This is a genomic window from Marmoricola sp. URHA0025 HA25, from assembly GCF_054059435.1.
In genome coordinates, this window is record NZ_JBSSCD010000001.1 from 3,464,821 (window position 1) to 3,481,550 (window position 16,730).

The following is a 16,730-nucleotide window of genomic DNA, read 5'->3' on the forward strand; positions in this document are numbered from 1 at the left end:
GGCTCAGGCCGACATGGTGTCCGGGACCACGAACGGCTCGTGCGCGGGCGCCGGCATCGGCACGGCACCGTCGGCCGTGCGGTCCGGTCCCTGAGGGGCATCGGGCGCGATGTCCAGCATGGGCGCCTGAGCGCCGACCCGGACGGCGGAGATGCTCTCGAGCCGCACGACGAAGTGCTCGACCCCTCCCCGGTCGAGCACGACACCGAGGCCGTCGGCGGCAGCGATCATGCCGCCGAGCCACTGGCCCTGGACCAGCACCTCGACCTCGTGGCCGCCTTGGTGCGCGCGATCGAGAGCCGTGCCGATGGTGTACTGCATCGAGCTTCCGGTTGCCATCTCATCCCCCTCGCGCGCCGTGGTCCCCACTGGTCAGCGGCCACCTCCATTCTCGCCGCCCAGGCCGGTCAGGGGCGGGAAACGGCGAAAGGGTGCCCGAACGGGTGGTTGACGCCTGCCCGAACGGGTCAGGTCACCGCGCGCGGCTTGCGCCGGGTCACCAGCACGCCGACGACGCAGAGCGCGCCGCCTGCGAACGCGAGCGCGGGCGGCACCTCGTCGAGCAGCGCCCAGGCCATCACCGCGGTGATCAGCGGCACGAGGAACGTGGTGATCGCCTGCTTGCCCGCGTCGGTGTGCCGCAGCGCGAAGGCCCAGAGGCTGAACGCGATCGCGGTGGGGAACACCCCGAGGTAGCCGATCCAGCCGAGGTCGGCGGCACTGCCGTGGCGGACGAGGTCGGCGAGGTCACCCGACCAGGGCAGGCAGACGACCACCCCGATCCAGCAGGCGTAGCACACCACCTCGAGCCCGGAGAGCCGGCGCAGCAGCACCTTCTGGGAGACCACGCCGATGGCGTAGGTGATCGCGGCGAGCAGCGCGAGGAGCACGCCGTCGACGTTGGAGCCGCCCTCGCCGCGCATCGCGGTTCCGATCACCACCACTCCGGCGAAGGCCACCGCGATCCCGGCCAGCAACCAGCCAGTGAGGCGCTCGCCGAGGAAGATCGCCGCGAGCAGGGCCACCACGATCGGGCCGACCTGCACGAGCATGGCGGCCGTGGCGGCGTCGATCCGGCGCTCGCTGTCGTTCAGCGCGATGTTGTAGACGCCGAACCAGGCGACCCCGCACAGCAGCATCAGGAGCAGCTCGGAGCGAGTCATCCTCGATCTGCTGCTCCGCACCAGCGGCAGCGTCAGCGCGAGCGCCGCCACGAGCAGCCGTCCCAGCGAGAGTGCGCCCGGAGTGACGTCGTGCCCGAGGTGGCGGATGGCGACGAACGCCGAGGACCACAGCACGAGCGTGACGGCGATCGCGGCAACCGGCAGCCACGGCGCCGGGCCTGCGACCGGGGGAACAACGGGTTCCGGCACCGGCGAGGGCGGCGTGGGCAGCGGCGCGTCGAGGCTCGTCACCGGGCCGAATCTACGAGGCCGGGGCCGTCGATGACACGCGGTTTTCCGCCGTCGTGCCTCGAGATCGAGCCAACGCTGGGCCCGTCAGCGACCCGGCTCGAGCCATCCCCGGAACGCATCGAGGTTCGCAGTCGACTCACCGTTGGCCAGCCGCCACTCCCACTCCTTGCGGATCGAGGTGGCGAAACCGAGCTCGAGGATGGTGTTGAACGACTCGTCGGCGTACGTGAGCGCGGAGCCGAGCAGGCGGTCGACCTCATCGGGAGTGACCACACCGAGCGGGAGCCGCGCGTCCAGGAAGATGTCGCCGACCGCGTCGAGCGCGAACGCGAGTCCGTACATCCGCATGTTGCGCTCGAGCAGCCAGCGGTACACGCCCTCGAAGTTCTCGTCGGGCTTGCGGCAGACGAAGGCGTGCACGCTGAGCGCGTGCGGACCGACCTCGAGGCGGACCGGTGTCTGCAGCTTGCGCTGGCCGGGGAGCACCACGTCGAAGACGCCCCCCTCGGCCTCCTGCCAGTCGAGCTCACCGTCGCGCAGCACCGCCCGGATGACCTCCGCCGCCCGCTCTCGGCTCCCGGTCATGCAGGGTCCCTGCGGTGTCGTGCGAGCGGGCGGGGGGCGGTGCTCACCGCACCACCTCGACGGCCATCAGGTCGACGGCCCGCGCGTAGACGTCCAGGGTCGCGTCGGCGGTGCGGTCCCAGCTGAAGTCGGCCGCCTGCGCGATCGCGCCGACCGACAGCGCGGCGCGCAGGCCCGGGGCGTCGAGGACCTTCTCGAACACCCGCGCGTAGTCCTCGGGGTCGTGGCCGGAGACGAGCAGCCCCGACCGGCCGTCGGCGACGGCCGTCGTCAGGCCGCCGACGGCCGCGGCGACGACGGGCGTGCCCACTGCCTGGGCCTCGACGGCCACCAGCCCGAAGCTCTCGTTGTACGACGGCACGCACACCAGTGTCGCGGCGGCGTACCAGTCGACGAGCTCGTCGCGGTGGACCGGCGGCACGAACCGCACGACGTCGGAGAGCCCGAGGGCGTCCGCGAGGTCGGCCAGCGCGGTGGGGTGCTCGAGGCCGGTGCCCGACGGGCCGCCGACGACGGCGACGACGAGCCGCGAGCGGCGCGACGGGTCGCGGCGCAGCAGCGCGTCCGCGGCACGGAGCAGCACGTCGGGGGCCTTCAGCGGCTGGATCCGGCCGACGAAGAGCAGCACGTCCGAGTCGAGCGGCAGCCCGAGCCGGGCGCGCGCATCCATCATCGGCACCGGACGGAAGGCGTCCAGGTCGACTCCGGGGTGGACCACCTCGACGCGCGCCGCGTCGGCGTCGTAGCTGTTGATCAGGTCCTTGGCCTCGTCGACCGTGTTGGCGATCAGCATGTCCGCCGCGGCCACGACCTGCTCCTCACCGATGACCCGGGCCCGGGGTTCGGGGAGGTCGCCCTCGGCGAGCAGGTTGTTCTTGACCTTCGCCATGGTGTGCATGGAGTGCACCAGCGGCACGCCCCAGCGGTCGCGCGCGAGAGCGCCGACCTGGCCGGAGAGCCAGTAGTGGCTGTGCACGGCGTCGTAGTGGCCGACCTCGAACTGGGCCTCGGTGCGCAGCACCTCGCGGGCGAACACGCAGAGCTGGCCGGGCAGGTCGTGCTTCGCGAGCCCCTCGAACGGGCCCGACACGATGTGCCGCACGCTCACTCCGGGTGCGATCGGCACCTCGACCGGCTGACTGGAGGCGGTGGCGCGGGTGTAGATGTCCACCTCGACGTCGCGCTCCGCGAGGCGGCGCGCCAGCTCGGTGACGTAGACGTTCATGCCCCCGGCGTCGCCGGTGCCGGGCTGGTCGAGCGGCGAGGTGTGCAGGGAGATCATCGCGAGACGACTCGGTCGCGAGGTGGCCGGGAACGTTTCGTGCGGGTGCGCTCGCCCGGGGAGCGTCGGCTCGTGGTGCTCGCCCGCGCTGTCGCGGGCGGTCTCCAGTGGTTTCACGCGCACACCTCCGTGGGCGACAACCGTGGCCGCCCGTCATCCATTCCCGCGGGCCTGTACCCCGGCGCTGCTCAGCGATGGGTGGGCTCGTAATGGTCCGCGTGGCGGTCGGCACCGCGGCGGAACGCGAGGAGGGCGGCGACGAGGACGATCACACCGCCGAGGAGGTGGGTGGCCGCCGCGGCCCTCCACCCGTCCACCCGGTCGTCGATGGCCTGGTCGACCACCTGCCACACCGAGGCCATCAGCAGCGGGAACGCGATCGAGACGATGATCCGCAGCCAGAACGGGGCGTGCGCCACCAGCGCGTAGCCCGTGACGAGCAGGGCCGCGAGCGTGACGGCGTACCCCGTGACGGCGAGCGTGTGATGCAGGTCCGAGTACTCGCGGGCCAGGAAGGAGAGCCCGCCGGCAGCGCACAGGAGCAGGCCCGCAAGGGCACCGAGCAGGGCGGCCACGACTCTGGGGCTCATGACAGGATGATGGCCCGACAGCCCCGCATCCGCCACAAGGAGGCCTCGCCGTGCCCGCTCCCAGGACGTCAGGGGCCGGCTTCGCGGGCCGCGTCGCGGTGGTCACCGGGGCGAGCAGCGGCATCGGCGCCGCGACCGCCCGTGCGCTCGCCGCCGAGGGATTCCGCGTGGTGTGCGCGGCGCGACGTACCGACCGGCTCGAGGCGCTGGCCGACGAGATCGACGGCGTCGCGATCACCTGCGACGTCACCTCCGACGACGACGTGCGGGCCCTGGTGGGAGCAGCCGGTCCGCGGGTCGACGTCCTGGTCAACAACGCCGGCGGAGCCGCCGGGGTCGATCGTGTCGAGGACGCCGCCCCCGAGGTGTGGCAGCAGATGTACGACGTCAACGTGCTCGGCGTCCTGCGGGTGACCCGCGCCCTGCTGCCGGCACTCCGCTCGGCGCCCGACGCGATCGTCGTCAACGTGGGATCGACCGCCGGCCAGGGCGTGTACGTCGGAGGCGGGGGCTACACGGTCGCCAAGCACGGGCTGCACGCGCTGAGCGGGACGCTGCGCCTCGAGCTCAACGGGGAGCCGATCCGGGTCACCGAGATCGCCCCCGGCATGGTCCGCACCGAGGAGTTCACGCTCAACCGGCTCGGCGGCGACCGCGACCGGGCCGACGCCGTCTACGCCGACGTCGACGAGCCCCTCGTGGCCGAGGACGTCGCCGAGGCGATCCGCTGGGTGGCGACGCTGCCCAGGCACGTGAACGTAGACGAGCTGGTCATCCGGCCTGTCGCCCAGGCGTCCCAGCACTTGCTGCATCGTGGCCCGATCTTCGACCGCGGCCGGAATTCACTACTGGCGTAGTGAATTCCGGGCTTCCCGACCGCGATTGCATACGGGAAGCCGCAAATCCACTACGCCAGTAGTGAATTTGCCTCACCGGTCCAGGTACAGCTGGATCCCCCGTACGACGGCGCGTGCGTACAGCGCCCGGCCCTTCCTCGTGGTCATCCGGTGGGCGTCGGAGGCGTTGCGCATGTTGCCGATCTCGAGCATCGCGACGGGGACGTCGGAGAGGTTCAGCGTGGCCAGGTCGGAGCGGATCGAGAGCGCGGTGCCGCCGCCGACGTACGTCGACCTCGGGATGCCGGTGGCGTCGAACCCTGCGCGCAACGCCTCGGCGAGCGCCCGGGACGACACCGCGATGTCGGTGGTCCACGGGCTGCGTGCGACGGGCGCGATCACGTGGAAGCCATGGGCATCCGATCTGGCACCGTCCGCGTGCAGGCTGACGGTCAGCTGCGCATGCACGCGGGCCCCGAACTCGCCGCGGACGTCGACGCACGGACCCCAGAGCGACTCGCTGTTGCGGGTGCGGCTGAGCAGCACCTCTGCGCCGAGCGCCTGCAGTCGTGCCTGCACCTTGCGCACGATCCGGAAGTTCAGCGTCGCCTCGGGGTAGCCGCCATTGGTGGCGGTGCCGGTGGTGTTGCACGGCTTCTCGAAGCCGCCGGCCGGGACCAGGCGACGGATCTGCGCGGGGAAGTTGTGGTTGCCGAGCTGGTGCCCCGCGTCGAGCGCGATCCGGACGCCCGAGAGGGGAAGGCCCACGGTCACCGGGGCCGAGACGGTCGTGGCAGCTCCCGGACGGCGGGGCGCACCGTCGACCAGTGGCGGCGCCGCGGCGAGCGAGGCCGTCAGGGCCACGACAGCGAGTGCGGCGCCGGCCCAGCGACCTGCCCGAGTCACCGGTCGAGCGCCTTGGCGATCTGCTGGACCGCGTTGTCGATCTCCTGGGCCGCGGCTGCGTGCGCCTCGGCGCCACGACGGTAGGGATCGGGGATGTCCTGCTCGAGCCGGCCGACCGAGGAGCGGTGGGCGCCGGCCCACTTCACCACGTCGGCGGGCGTGCTGGCCTCGGCGTGCTCGGTCAGGGCGGCGAACTCCAGCACCGTGAACGTACGCCGCAACGCCCCCGGCACCTCCGCGAGCACCTGTGACCGCAGCTCGCGGGTCGCGGTGAGGACCAGGTCGCTGCGCTCGACCATCTCGGTGGTGAGCTGGCGGGCCGCGAACCCGGTCGCGTCACCCCCGAAGGCGCGTAGCTCCGCGGCGGCGTACTTGCTCATCGCGTACCCGACCATCGCGCCCACGCCTGCACTGGAGACCTCGAAGCGCTCCGCGGGCAGCCGGGCCGCCAGCAGCCGCTCGCCCACCGGCGAGCGGCAGACGTTCCCGATGCACACGAACAGCACCCGGAACGGGGCTGCGGGGCGTGCGGCGGGATCGCCGGGCAAATGGGACACGACACTCACGATAGACTCGACCGGCGTCATTCGACGCACGCACCCGACAAACCGAGACCTGTCTCACCCCTGCCCGGAAGGCACCGCACCCGATGTCCCTCAGCACCCGTACCGACCTGCGCAACGTCGCGATCGTCGCGCACGTCGACCACGGCAAGACCACCCTCGTCGACGCCATGCTCCTGCAGGCAGGAGCCTTCTCCGCGCACCAGGCGGAGGGCGTCGCGGAGCGGGCGATGGACTCCGGCGAGCTGGAGCGCGAGAAGGGGATCACGATCCTCGCGAAGAACACCGCCGTGCACTACGCCGGACCGGCGGCCGAGGGCAAGCCGATGACGATCAACATCATCGACACCCCGGGCCACGCCGACTTCGGTGGCGAGGTCGAGCGCGGCCTCTCGATGGTCGACGGGATCGTGCTGCTGGTCGACGCGTCCGAGGGTCCGCTGCCGCAGACCCGGTTCGTGCTGCGCAAGGCGCTCAACGCCGACATGCCGGTGATCCTCGTCGTCAACAAGACCGACCGCGGGCGACGCGCGGATCGCGGAGGTCGTCGACGAGACCTACGAGCTGTTCCTCGACCTGCTCGACGAGTCGCACAGCCAGGACGCGCTCGACTTCCCCGTCGTCTACGCGTCCGGCCGCGCCGGCATCGCCAGCCTGGAGGCGCCGGCCAACGGCACCATGCCCGAGGGCGACAGCCTCGAGCCGCTGTTCAGGACGATCCTGGAGACGATCCCCGCCCCGAAGTACACCGAGGGCGCTCCGCTCCAGGCGCACGTCACGAACCTCGACGCCAGCCCGTTCCTCGGCCGCCTCGCGCTGGTCCGGGTGCACGAGGGCAACCTGCGCAAGGGCCAGAACGTCGCCTGGATGCGCCGCGACGGCTCGACCAAGAACGTCAAGATCACCGAGCTCCTCGTCACCGAGGGCCTCGAGCGCAAGCCCGGCGAGGCAGCCGGCCCCGGGGACATCGTCGCCGTCGCCGGCATCCCCGACATCACCATCGGCGAGACCCTCGCCGACCCGGACAACCCGGTGGCGCTGCCGCTGATCCACGTCGACGAGCCGGCGATCTCGATGACGATCGGCACCAACACCTCGCCGCTCGCCGGCAAGGGCCCGAGCAAGAACACCAAGGTCACCGCCCGGCTCGTCAAGGACCGCCTCGACAGCGAGCTGGTCGGCAACGTGTCGCTGAAGATCCTCCCCACCGAGCGCCCGGACGCCTGGGAGGTCCAGGGCCGCGGCGAGCTGGCGCTGGCCATCCTCGTCGAGCAGATGCGTCGCGAGGGCTTCGAGCTCACCGTCGGCAAGCCGCAGGTCGTCACCAAGGAGATCGACGGCAAGGTCCACGAGCCGGTCGAGCGGCTGACCATCGACGCCCCGGAGGAGTACCTCGGCGCGATCACGCAGCTGCTCGCGGTGCGCAAGGGCCGGATGGAGCAGATGACCAACCACGGCACCGGGTGGGTGCGGATGGAGTTCCTCGTCCCCGCTCGCGGGCTGATCGGCTTCCGCACCGAGTTCCTCACCGACACCCGCGGCACCGGCATCGCGCACCACATCTTCGAGGGCTACGAGCCGTGGGCCGGCGAGATCAGGTCGCGGTCGCAGGGCTCCCTGGTCGCCGACCGGTCCGGTGCCGCGACGGCGTACGCGATGACCAACCTGCAGGAGCGCGGCGTGCTCTTCGTCGATCCGGCGACCGAGGTCTACGAGGGCATGATCGTCGGGGAGAACTCCCGCGCCGACGACATGGACGTCAACATCACCAAGGAGAAGAAGCAGACCAACGTCCGCTCCTCCACCTCGGACAACTTCGAGAAGCTGATCCCGCCGAAGAAGCTCAGCCTCGAGCAGTGCCTGGAGTTCTGCCGCGAGGACGAGTGCGTCGAGGTCACCCCGGACGCCGTCCGGATCCGCAAGGTCCACCTGGACGCGAACGACCGGGCGAAGTCCGCCGCACGAGCCCGCAAGGGCTAGCCCTGGCGGTCGTAGACCGACCCCTCCGTGACCAGGGGATCCTGGTCCGGCGGGGTGTCCGCGTCGCAGTGGACCGGGTACGAGCCGTCCTCGGCCGGCCACTCGTCGACGTCGACGTTCGCGACGCCGGTCAGCTTCTTCTTCGTCGAGACCGCGCGCAGGTACGCCGTGCACGCCGCGTCGAGCCTGGTCCACCGCGCGTCGGCGACGGACAGGTAGCGGCCGGTCGGACCGTTGCGGATGGCTCCCGGCCCGGGGAACGACCCGGCGGCCACGGCTTCGCGCACGTCGATCACCGCGATCCGCTCGCGCTCGTGGCGACGCGCGCAGTCGACGAACACGAGCGCCTTGTTGTCGATGCAGGTGCGCCTGCCCGTCGGCATCGCCGCGGTGAACACCGACGCGTACCGGACCGAGTCCGGCTGCGCCCAGGTCAGCGTGCAGGCGAACACGCGTTGTCCCTCGACCCACTGGTCGGGTGCGGCCGGCGCCCAGCCGAGCGTGGCACCGTCCGGCAGCTGCGGGGACATCACGGCGTTCGGCACTCCTGCCAGTGCGACCGCCTTCGAGAGAGCGTCGGTCATGCAGCCGGTGGCGACGCTGCGCGCGACGTCGGCGTACAGGGGTGACTGGATCCGCAGCAGCGTCGCGTAGTCGGTCAGCTGCTCGTCGAGGGCGGGCAGCCGGACCACCTTGTAGACCTCGACCGCGTGGTCGTGCCCGCAGTCGGTCTGCTGCGTGAAGGACGGCCGGTCCGCGACGGCCCGGGCGGCGACCAGGTAGGGCACCGCGAACCGGCTCGACAGCTTCAGGACGTCCTGCGGGTCGGACCCGAGCCGCGAGCCCGTCCAGCAGGTGCCTTCCGCGACCGTCCCGGGCTCGCCGCCGCCGCCGCCGCCGCTGCTGCTGTCGTCCACGCCGGGGAGCGACGCCTGGTTGCAGCCGGCGCCGAGCCCCAGCACGCAGGCGAGCGCCGCGAGGAGGCGCAGACACGGCATCCGACGGCCCTTCCTGTTCGCGGCGTGGAGTGGGGTCATCGTAGGCGGGCGCACTGCCCGGCCCGGCAGGCGTCAGTAGGCGCCCCGAGAGACCAGGACGGCCTTCACGGTCTTCACCATGATCACCAGGTCGATCACCATCGACCAGTTGTCGACGTAGTAGAGGTCGAGCCGGACCGCCTCGGACCAGGGCAGGTCGGACCGGCCGGACACCTGCCACAGCCCGGTCATGCCGGGCCGGACCAGCAGGCGACGGTGGGTGTCCTGCTCGTAGCGCTCGTACTCGTCGACCAGCGGCGGTCGCGGGCCGACCAGGCTCATCTCGCCGCGCAGCACGTTGAACAGCTGCGGCATCTCGTCGATCGAGAACTTCCGGATGAACCGGCCCACCCGGGTGACCCGGGGGTCCGCGCGGATCTTGAACAGCACTCCGTCGTGCTCGTTGGCGTGCGCGACCTCGGCCAGCCGTGCCTCGGCGTCGACGACCATCGAGCGGAACTTGACCATGTCGAACTGGACGCCGTTGGCGCCGACGCGGCGCTGGCGGTAGAGCACCGGCCCACGGTCCTGGAGCCAGATCAGCAATGCGACGGCGAGCAACAGCGGCGAGGTCACCAGGACCAGAGCAGCCGAGACGACCACGTCGAAGGTCCGCTTCGCCCAGCCGCCGGCCCGGTCGCTCTGCGGCTCCTCGACCTGGACGAACGGGAGCCCGGCCACGTGGCGCATGTGCACGCGCGGACCGGCGATGTCGGTCAGCGACGGGATCACCAGCATGTCGAGCTCGAGGCCCTGGAGCGCCCAGCCCAGCCGCCGCAGGTCGGCCGCGGACGAGTACGACCCGCCGGCCACGATGACGCCGTCGGCGCCGAGCTCGACGGCCAGGTGCCGGACGTCGTCGATGTCGCCGAGCACCGGTACGCCGACGTCCTCGGCCTGCTGCCCGCGCGGCACGCACATCCCGACGACCCGGTAGCCCATCCACGGCGCTCGTCCGAGGACGTCGAGGAGCTCGCGCACCGCCTGCGGCGAGCCCAGTGCGATCATCCGGATCGCCAGCCGGCCCTGCTGGCGGGCGATGTGCAGCGTCCGCCGGTCGACGTACCGGGCGAGCAGCAGCAGCGGCGTCCCGAGCAGGAAGAACAGGATCGGGTAGCCACGCGTCGGGTGGTGGGCGGCCACGAAGCCGAACCCGCACGCGACGCCGAAGGTCACCAGCGACGCGGTCGCGATCGCCCGGAACTCCTCGAAGCCGGCGCCGTAGTTGCGCACCCGGTAGGCGCCGAAGACGACCAGCATCGCGAGCCAGAGCAGGATCATCCCGGGGCCGAGCAGCGGCAGCCAGTGGTAGGGGTACGGCGGCTCGAACCAGAGGTCGTCGATGCTCCTCTGGTAGAGCCAGGCGACGCACGAGGTGACGAAGAGGACGCCTGCGTCCATGAGGAAGATGCCGACGAGCATCTGCCGGATCCGGCGCTGCAGGCGCGTGCGCAGGTGCCCGCCGGACTCGACCTCGGGAGGTGACACGGCCAGGTTCTCGTCGCTCGACAGGGCTTCGCTCATCGGCGCCGCGTGTACGACGAGACGGCCGGGCGGACGTCGAGGAGGTACACGAACGCAGCGACGGTGCCGGCGATCGAGAGCACGCCGATCGGGCTCGCGAACACGATGTGGGCGACCAGGCCGAGACCGAGGATCCACAGCCAGGCCGGCTTGGTGAGCTTGTCGGCGGCGCTGAAGACCTCCGCGGGCCGGAAGAGCGCATCGATCAGCGCCCAGCCCTTGATCAGGGCAAGGGCCAGGTACAGCAGGCCCAGGACGCCGGACTCGAAGGCGAACGCATGCACAGGCCAACCCTAGGACCCGGACGGCCGTCGCGTCCGGCGTACCGGAACGTTCCGGTTCCGCCGTCAGGCGGGCGGGGACGCGAAGACCCCCGGGCCGGAGCCCGGGGGTCGACGAGAGGCGTGGGTCAGGAGGCGTTGGCAGCCTTCTTGGCCGGAGCCTTCCTGGCGGTCGCCTTCTTGGCCGGAGCCTTCTTGGCGGTGGCCTTCTTGGCCGGAGCCTTCGTGGCGGGCTTCACCGCGGTGACGGCCTTGACGCCGTCCTTGCGGATGGCGGCGACGAACTTCTCACCGCGGGCAGCGAGCTCGGCGTAGGTGGAGTTCAGCTCCTCGAGCGCCTCGTTGAGCAGCGCCTCGAAGCGGGCCGGGAACTCCCGGGCGTCCTTCTGCAGCTCCGCGATGCGGGCCTCGAAGCGCGCCTGCGCCTCCTTGGCCTCGCCCTTCAGCTCCTCGACGCGGGTGCGGGCCTGCGCCTGCAGCGCCTCGGCGGACGGCCGCTCGGCCTTGGCGACGCGCGCCTGCAGGTCGGAGACGCGGGTCTGCACCTCGGAGAGCCGCACCTGGGTGGCCTTCTGGGCCGCCTTCTGGGCCTCGGTGGCGTAGCCGCGGGCGAGCTCGACCGCGAGCTCGGTGGCGCCGGCGACCGCGAACAGCGGCTTGGCTGCCTCGGTCTTGAACTGCTCGACATTGAACTGGGTCTTGGCCATCTCAGTTTCCTTCTGTTGTGGTCGCCTGGCCGGGGTCCCCGGTCCGGACGTCTGTGGTGGCGCGCTCCTCGTCCGTGAGGGACGCGGTCGTTCCTTCGGCGAGCTCGGGCTCAGGCGCGTTGAGGGCACGGAACGCCTCGTAGACCTCGAGCAGTGCCTGCTTCTGCCGCTCGGAGAGCACCGGGTCTCCGAGGATCGCCAGCTCGACCGAGCGGACCTGGTCGTCGTCCGGGCTGAGGATGCCGGCCTGGACGTAGACCTGCTCGGCGGAGATCCGCAGCGCCTTGGCCAGCGCCTGGAGCACCTCCGCCGAGGGACGCCGCAGCCCACGCTCGATCTGGCTCAGGTAGGGGTTGGACACCCCTGCCTGCTCGGCGAGCTGACGCAGCGACAGCTCGGCGGCGACCCGCTGCTCTCGCAGGTAGCTGCCGAGCGACTCGACGGTCATCCCGACCTTTGACTTCCTGGGCACGTCTCCATCCTGCTAACTCTTGCTAGCAGATGCAACTCCTACCGCGGTGACGACAGTCACAAAACCCTTGCAGTACTGCAGTATTCAACGACATCGACCTGCTAGCAGCAGTCGCGGACGCGCCACCGAGACGGCGCTCACTACGCTGGTCGCCATGTTGCCGGAGATCGCGGAGGTCGTCCGTTCCGGGTTTGTCGAGGGCCACCACTACGGGTCGGTCGTCGCGCTCAACAGCGCCGGCGACGTCGTCTACGAGCGCGGTGAGGTCGGCGCGCCGGTGCTGCCGCGCTCGTGCAACAAGCCGTTGCAGGCCGTCGGCATGCTGCGCGCGGGTCTGGACTTCGACGGGGAGCTGCTGGCTCTGGCCGGCGCGTCGCACTCCGGCGAGCCGTTCCACCTCGACGGCGTCCGTCGCATCCTGAGCGGCGCCGGACTCGACGAGTCCGCCCTGCAGAACCCGCCCGACTGGCCGCTGGACGACCACGCCAAGGAGGACGTCCTGCGCGCCGGCGGCACCAGGACCCGGCTGCAGATGAACTGCTCGGGCAAGCACGCGGCGATGCTGGCGACCTGCGTGGCGAACGGCTGGTCGACCGAGTCCTACCTCGACCCCGCGCATCCGCTGCAGCAGGCGATCGAGGCGACCTTCGCCGAGCTCACCGGCGGTCCGGTCGCGTACGTCGCCGTCGACGGGTGTGGCGCTCCCCTGCTGGGCACGTCGTTGCGCGGACTGGCGCGCGCGTTCTCCGTGCTGGCGACCAGCGACCGGCCCGAGGAGCACCGGATGGCCGAGTCGATCCGGAGCCATCCCGAGTACGTCTCCGGCACGGCCAGGGACGAGCGCGCACTGCTCCAGGCGATCCCCGGCGCGATCGCCAAGGCGGGCGCCGAGTCGTGCTACGTCGTCGCGCTCGCCGACGGACGAGCCTTCGCGCTCAAGACCGACGACGGCGCCTCGCGTGCGCGCCGCGTGGTGATGGCCGCCCTCCTCAACCGGCTCGGCGTCGACACCGAGCCGGGGGTGGACACCGCCGCGGTCCGGCGTACCGGCGTGGCGCCGTTGCTCGGTGGCGGCGTCGAGGTGGGCGAGATCCGCGCCGTGCTCTGAGCGATGCCGCAGGTCAGCGTGGCTGCGCGGTGTACGCCGACCCGGGCACGCCGACCGTCTCCTGCGACGGCATCAGGATCCACAGCACCGGGTAGATCAGGATCTGGCTGCCCGGCAGGACCATCAGCACCAGCACGAAGAGCAGGCGCGCGGTCCACGGGGCGATGCCGAACCGCCGGCCGAGGCCCGCGCAGACACCGCCGAGGACGCGTCCCCGCTGCGGCCGGACCAGGCCCTGGTTGGCGAGACTCTGCTGGATGTCGTTCATGTGGGCTGCACGTCCTTCTCGATCGGCGCCGGGGCCGTTCCCCGGCATTCCCAGTCTGTGCCGCCACCGCGTCGCGCACATCGGGTGTTGCCCTGCCTCGACCCTGATTCCGGGTTCCGTGACGTCGGGGTCGCCCGGATCCCGGTGGCACGCCGCCCCGGACGGGCGTTCTGGCACGATTGCCCGGTGCCAGCCCCGCAGCACTGCCCCTCGCCGCGCGAGCTCGACGACCTCGAGCTGCTGCTGAGCGGGGCATACGCACCTCGCGACCGGTTCGACGACCTCGTCACCCTCGACGCGCCCGCCGGCCAGCTGGACCTGGTCGACCCCGAAGGGCTGCCGCTCGCGCACCGCGCGAGCGACGGGACGCTCACGGCGCTCAGCAAGCCCTCGCACGGTCCCTTCAGACGCCTGCACCTGACGCCCACCGAGGTGCGCGAGCGGTACGCCGGCGCGCTGACCGTTCCCGTCGCGGGCCCGTTGTCGGAGTCCGACCTCGAGTCGATCCGCCGGGCGCGAGGGACCCGACCGGTCGTGCTGCTGGCGCTGTGCGGCACCGGCACGCCGCAGGGCCTGACCGGGGTCGGCCTGATCCGGGCGACGTCGGCGGCAGCCGGCCTGCTCGGGGACGCGCACGTCGTCGCGGCGCCGTTGCCGTCCCACGGCGATGCGGAGACGGACCACCGGCTCGGCCAGGAGGTGGTGGCCGGCTACGCGCCCGGAGAGGTGCTCGCGCCGACCGGCACCGGCGACCTGCCCGACGCGGTCGCGGCGGTCGTCGAGCAGGACCAGCCCGCCGAACGCGGCGTCGTGGTGTTCTTCACCGGCCTGTCGGGCAGCGGGAAGTCGACGCTGGCGCAGGCGCTGAACGACCTCGCCCTCGAGTCCGGGGAGCGCACCGTGACCAGCCTCGACGGCGACGTCGTGCGCCGCCACCTGAGCGCCGGGCTCGGCTTCTCCCGCGAGGACCGGGAGACCAACATCCGCCGGATCGGCTGGGTCGCCGCCGAGATCGCCCGGCACCGCGGCATCGCGATCTGCTCGCCCATCGCGCCCTTCGACGAGACCCGCAAGCAGGTCCGCGCCATGGTCGAGGCGGCCGGAGGCGAGTTCGTGCTGGTCCACGTGGCCACTCCCCTCGAGGAGTGCGAGCGCCGCGACCGCAAGGGGCTCTACGCCAGGGCGCGCGCCGGTGAGATCCCCGACTTCACCGGCATCTCCAGCCCCTACGAGGTGCCCGACGACGCGACCGTCCGGGTGGACACCACCGGACGCACCATCGAGGATGCACTCGGCGACGTGCTCGGCGTGCTGCCCTTCGACCTTCCGGCGACACCCGAGAGCGGAGACCGCTGATGCCCGATCTCTTCACCAGTGACGCGGCGCAGATCATCGCGGCCGGGTTCTTCGTCGGCATCGCCGTCGGCATCACCGGGATGGGCGGCGGAGCACTGATGACACCCGCCCTGATCTTCCTGGGCGTGGGCAACACCTCCTCGATCGTGACCGCCGACCTCACCGCCGCTGCGGTCTACAAGTCCGGCGGCGCGCTGGTGCACTCGCGGCACGGCTCGCCGAACTTCCGGCTGGCCGGCTGGCTGATCGCCGGCTCGGTGCCGATGGCCCTGCTCGGGCCGCACCTGGTCGCGTGGTTCGTCAATCCCGACGACGTCGAGAAGCTGCTCAAGGAGTGCATCGGGTTCGCGCTGCTGCTCGCGGCGTCCACCTACGCGATCCGGCTCTACATCCAGCTGGTCCGCGTGCGGCACGGCAACCCGCACGTCGAGGGCGACCCGCGGATCCGGCCGATCCCGACGCTGCTCACCGGCGCTCTCGGCGGCCTGCTCGTGGGGGTCACCAGTGTCGGGTCCGGCTCGGTGATCATGGTGATCCTGCTCATCCTGTACCCGACCCTCGGCCCGCTGCGGCTGGTCGGCACCGACCTGGTCCAGGCGGTCCCCCTCGTCCTCGCGGCCGCGATCTCGAACATCAGCGTCAACGGCCTGGAGTGGGACCTCACCCTCCCGCTGATCGTCGGCTCGGTGCCCGGCACGCTGCTCGGCGCCCGGTTCGCCTCGCGGGTCCCCCAGTCGGTGATCCGACGCTCCATCGTGATCGTGCTGACGATGTCGGGCATCGCGCTGCTGGACAAGGCCGGCTGGGCACCGCTCGGCGCCGGTGACGACGACACCCATCCGGTGCTGATCGGGGTGATCGGCGTCGCCATGCTCGTGGTCGTGCCGCTGGTCTGGGGCGTGCTGCGCAAGGGCCAGGGCCTGCCGATGTTCGGCGCGCCGACCGTCGCCGAGCTCGAGGGCAACGCGAAGGGCTCCAGGCAGGACGCCTGAGGGCGTTCATCTCCGCGTCACGGAGGTTCCGTAGCATCGGGGCCATGCGTCTCCTGCTCCTCCGCCACGGCCAGACGCACGGCAACACCGCCGGAGCCCTGGACACCGCAGAGCCCGGTCTCGACCTGACCGACCTCGGGCAGCGCCAGGCCGAGGCGGCGGCGCACGCGCTCGCCGAACGCGGGATCCAGCAGATCTTCGTCTCGACCCTCCGGCGCACCCATCAGACCGCGGCGCCGCTCGCCGCGCTGCTCGGCATCGAGCCCCGGGTGCTGGCCGGGCTGCGCGAGATCTCGGCCGGAGACTTCGAGATGGGCGACGACGAGGCGGCGATCGGCGGCTACATCGGCACGGTGGCCGACTGGATCGAGGGCCGGTACGACGTACGCATGCCGGGCGGTGAGTCGGGCCACGAGTTCCTGACCCGGTACGACGAGTCGGTGGCGGAGATCTTCACGGCCCTCGAGGCGGCCGGGGAAGAGCGCGCCCTGCTGGTGAGCCATGGCGCCGCGATGCGCACCTGGCTCTCCGCCCGCGTGGCCGGCGTCGAGTCGCACGCGAAGGCCACCGACCCGCTGCACAACACCGCGTGCATCGAGCTGATCGGGGAGCCGACCGCGGGCTGGACGATCGAGGCGTGGCACTCCGAGCCCGTCGGCGGCGCCTTCCTCGACGACCTGACCGCGCCGGACCCGACCGGCCAGGCCACCGACGAGGCCGTCGAGGAGGCCGCACGTGAGCAGGGTCACGGCCGAAACTAGAACGTGTTTCAGTTCTCGTGAGAGGATGTCAGAGCGGCCCGTCGCACTCGATACGATGGCCGCTGCC

Annotated in this window: 18 protein-coding genes and 1 pseudogene; 6 read left to right on the plus strand and 13 right to left on the minus strand. The window is 71.8% G+C overall.

The genetic code is table 11. The features are described 5' to 3' along the window. Positions 1-3 precede the first annotated feature (3 nt). The 5 genes from ACVW00_RS17085 to ACVW00_RS17105 all read right to left on the minus strand — a co-directional run bounded on the left by ACVW00_RS17085 (position 4) and on the right by ACVW00_RS17105 (position 3,872). Positions 4-339, minus strand: a complete 336-nt coding sequence (locus ACVW00_RS17085) for a hypothetical protein (RefSeq protein ID WP_457112093.1) — start codon at positions 337-339, stop codon at positions 4-6. A 128-nt stretch (positions 340-467) separates the two neighbouring features. Further along, a complete protein-coding gene (locus ACVW00_RS17090; protein WP_457112094.1) occupies positions 468-1,415 on the minus strand; it encodes a DMT family transporter in 948 nt (315 codons plus the stop codon). Positions 1,416-1,499: 84 nt separating this feature from the next. Further along, on the minus strand, positions 1,500-2,000 hold the full coding sequence (locus tag ACVW00_RS17095) for a YbjN domain-containing protein (RefSeq protein ID WP_457112095.1): 501 nt from the start codon (positions 1,998-2,000) through the stop codon (positions 1,500-1,502). Between the two features lie 43 nt (positions 2,001-2,043). Beyond that, positions 2,044-3,399, minus strand: coding sequence for a D-inositol-3-phosphate glycosyltransferase (mshA, locus tag ACVW00_RS17100; protein ID WP_457112096.1), 1,356 nt, complete (start codon positions 3,397-3,399; stop codon positions 2,044-2,046). A 71-nt stretch (positions 3,400-3,470) separates the two neighbouring features. Beyond that, positions 3,471-3,872 carry a hypothetical protein gene (locus ACVW00_RS17105; RefSeq protein WP_457112097.1) on the minus strand — a complete coding sequence of 134 codons (402 nt, stop codon included), beginning with the start codon at positions 3,870-3,872 and terminating at the stop codon, positions 3,471-3,473. Between the two features lie 50 nt (positions 3,873-3,922). Here ACVW00_RS17105 and ACVW00_RS17110 point away from each other — a divergent pair, with 50 nt between their 5' ends. Then, the gene (locus ACVW00_RS17110; protein ID WP_457112098.1) at positions 3,923-4,729 is read left to right on the plus strand and encodes an SDR family oxidoreductase; all 807 of its coding nucleotides are present in this window, start codon (positions 3,923-3,925) and stop codon (positions 4,727-4,729) included. A 72-nt stretch (positions 4,730-4,801) separates the two neighbouring features. Here ACVW00_RS17110 and ACVW00_RS17115 read toward each other — a convergent pair whose 3' ends face one another. Beyond that, entirely contained in the window at positions 4,802-5,614 is an 813-nt protein-coding gene (locus tag ACVW00_RS17115; RefSeq protein ID WP_457112099.1) for an N-acetylmuramoyl-L-alanine amidase, read from the minus strand. Next, positions 5,611-6,171, minus strand: a complete 561-nt coding sequence (locus tag ACVW00_RS17120) for an arsenate reductase/protein-tyrosine-phosphatase family protein (protein WP_457112100.1) — start codon at positions 6,169-6,171, stop codon at positions 5,611-5,613. The genes ACVW00_RS17115 and ACVW00_RS17120 overlap by 4 nt, the downstream gene beginning before the upstream one ends. 92 nt (positions 6,172-6,263) lie before the next feature. On the opposite strand from ACVW00_RS17120, the pseudogene typA reads away from it, so the two are divergent. Further along, a pseudogene (gene typA, locus ACVW00_RS17125) lies at positions 6,264-8,157 on the plus strand (translational GTPase TypA). On the opposite strand, the gene ACVW00_RS17130 reads toward typA, so the two are convergent. The 5 genes from ACVW00_RS17130 to ACVW00_RS17150 all read right to left on the minus strand — a co-directional run bounded on the left by ACVW00_RS17130 (position 8,154) and on the right by ACVW00_RS17150 (position 12,178). Continuing rightward, positions 8,154-9,155 carry a hypothetical protein gene (locus ACVW00_RS17130; RefSeq protein WP_457112101.1) on the minus strand — a complete coding sequence of 334 codons (1,002 nt, stop codon included), beginning with the start codon at positions 9,153-9,155 and terminating at the stop codon, positions 8,154-8,156. The pseudogene typA and the gene ACVW00_RS17130 sit on opposite strands and share 4 nt — an antisense overlap. A 72-nt stretch (positions 9,156-9,227) precedes the next feature. After that, on the minus strand, positions 9,228-10,718 hold the full coding sequence (locus tag ACVW00_RS17135) for a sugar transferase (protein WP_457112102.1): 1,491 nt from the start codon (positions 10,716-10,718) through the stop codon (positions 9,228-9,230). Further along, positions 10,715-11,002 (minus strand): DUF2516 family protein, encoded by a 288-nt coding sequence (locus ACVW00_RS17140; protein WP_457112103.1) that lies wholly within the window; start codon positions 11,000-11,002, stop codon positions 10,715-10,717. Before ACVW00_RS17140 ends, ACVW00_RS17135 begins: the two co-directional genes overlap by 4 nt. 125 nt (positions 11,003-11,127) lie before the next feature. Then, a complete protein-coding gene (locus ACVW00_RS17145) occupies positions 11,128-11,706 on the minus strand; it encodes a hypothetical protein (protein ID WP_457112104.1) in 579 nt (192 codons plus the stop codon). A 1-nt stretch (position 11,707) separates the two neighbouring features. Beyond that, on the minus strand, positions 11,708-12,178 hold the full coding sequence (locus ACVW00_RS17150; protein WP_457112105.1) for a helix-turn-helix domain-containing protein: 471 nt from the start codon (positions 12,176-12,178) through the stop codon (positions 11,708-11,710). 154 nt (positions 12,179-12,332) lie between these two features. On the opposite strand from ACVW00_RS17150, the gene ACVW00_RS17155 reads away from it, so the two are divergent. Continuing rightward, positions 12,333-13,286 carry an asparaginase gene (locus ACVW00_RS17155; RefSeq protein WP_457112106.1) on the plus strand — a complete coding sequence of 318 codons (954 nt, stop codon included), beginning with the start codon at positions 12,333-12,335 and terminating at the stop codon, positions 13,284-13,286. Between the two features lie 13 nt (positions 13,287-13,299). Here ACVW00_RS17155 and ACVW00_RS17160 read toward each other — a convergent pair whose 3' ends face one another. After that, positions 13,300-13,554, minus strand: a complete 255-nt coding sequence (locus ACVW00_RS17160) for a PspC domain-containing protein (protein WP_457112107.1) — start codon at positions 13,552-13,554, stop codon at positions 13,300-13,302. 186 nt (positions 13,555-13,740) lie between these two features. On the opposite strand from ACVW00_RS17160, the gene cysC reads away from it, so the two are divergent. The 3 genes from cysC to ACVW00_RS17175 are packed head-to-tail and all read left to right on the plus strand — an operon-like array spanning position 13,741 to position 16,663. Further along, positions 13,741-14,910, plus strand: coding sequence for an adenylyl-sulfate kinase (gene cysC / locus ACVW00_RS17165; RefSeq protein WP_457112108.1), 1,170 nt, complete (start codon positions 13,741-13,743; stop codon positions 14,908-14,910). Continuing rightward, entirely contained in the window at positions 14,910-15,902 is a 993-nt protein-coding gene (locus tag ACVW00_RS17170; RefSeq protein ID WP_457112109.1) for a sulfite exporter TauE/SafE family protein, read from the plus strand. Before cysC ends, ACVW00_RS17170 begins: the two co-directional genes overlap by 1 nt. A gap of 44 nt (positions 15,903-15,946) precedes the next feature. After that, entirely contained in the window at positions 15,947-16,663 is a 717-nt protein-coding gene (locus ACVW00_RS17175; RefSeq protein ID WP_457112110.1) for a histidine phosphatase family protein, read from the plus strand. Positions 16,664-16,730 lie beyond the last annotated feature (67 nt).

What these genes read in the sequence shown, in the direction of transcription:
- ACVW00_RS17085 (WP_457112093.1), bottom strand. Translation starts at nt 339, where the DNA reads ATGGCAACCGGAAGCTCGATGCAGTACACCATCGGCACGGCTCTCGAT.
- ACVW00_RS17095 (WP_457112095.1), bottom strand. Translation starts at nt 2,000, where the DNA reads ATGACCGGGAGCCGAGAGCGGGCGGCGGAGGTCATCCGGGCGGTGCTG.
- ACVW00_RS17105 (WP_457112097.1), bottom strand. Translation starts at nt 3,872, where the DNA reads ATGAGCCCCAGAGTCGTGGCCGCCCTGCTCGGTGCCCTTGCGGGCCTG.
- ACVW00_RS17130 (WP_457112101.1), bottom strand. Translation starts at nt 9,155, where the DNA reads ATGCCGTGTCTGCGCCTCCTCGCGGCGCTCGCCTGCGTGCTGGGGCTC.
- ACVW00_RS17135 (WP_457112102.1), bottom strand. Translation starts at nt 10,718, where the DNA reads ATGAGCGAAGCCCTGTCGAGCGACGAGAACCTGGCCGTGTCACCTCCC.
- ACVW00_RS17145 (WP_457112104.1), bottom strand. Translation starts at nt 11,706, where the DNA reads ATGGCCAAGACCCAGTTCAATGTCGAGCAGTTCAAGACCGAGGCAGCC.
- ACVW00_RS17155 (WP_457112106.1), top strand. Translation starts at nt 12,333, where the DNA reads ATGTTGCCGGAGATCGCGGAGGTCGTCCGTTCCGGGTTTGTCGAGGGC.
- ACVW00_RS17160 (WP_457112107.1), bottom strand. Translation starts at nt 13,554, where the DNA reads ATGAACGACATCCAGCAGAGTCTCGCCAACCAGGGCCTGGTCCGGCCG.
- ACVW00_RS17170 (WP_457112109.1), top strand. Translation starts at nt 14,910, where the DNA reads ATGCCCGATCTCTTCACCAGTGACGCGGCGCAGATCATCGCGGCCGGG.
- ACVW00_RS17175 (WP_457112110.1), top strand. Translation starts at nt 15,947, where the DNA reads ATGCGTCTCCTGCTCCTCCGCCACGGCCAGACGCACGGCAACACCGCC.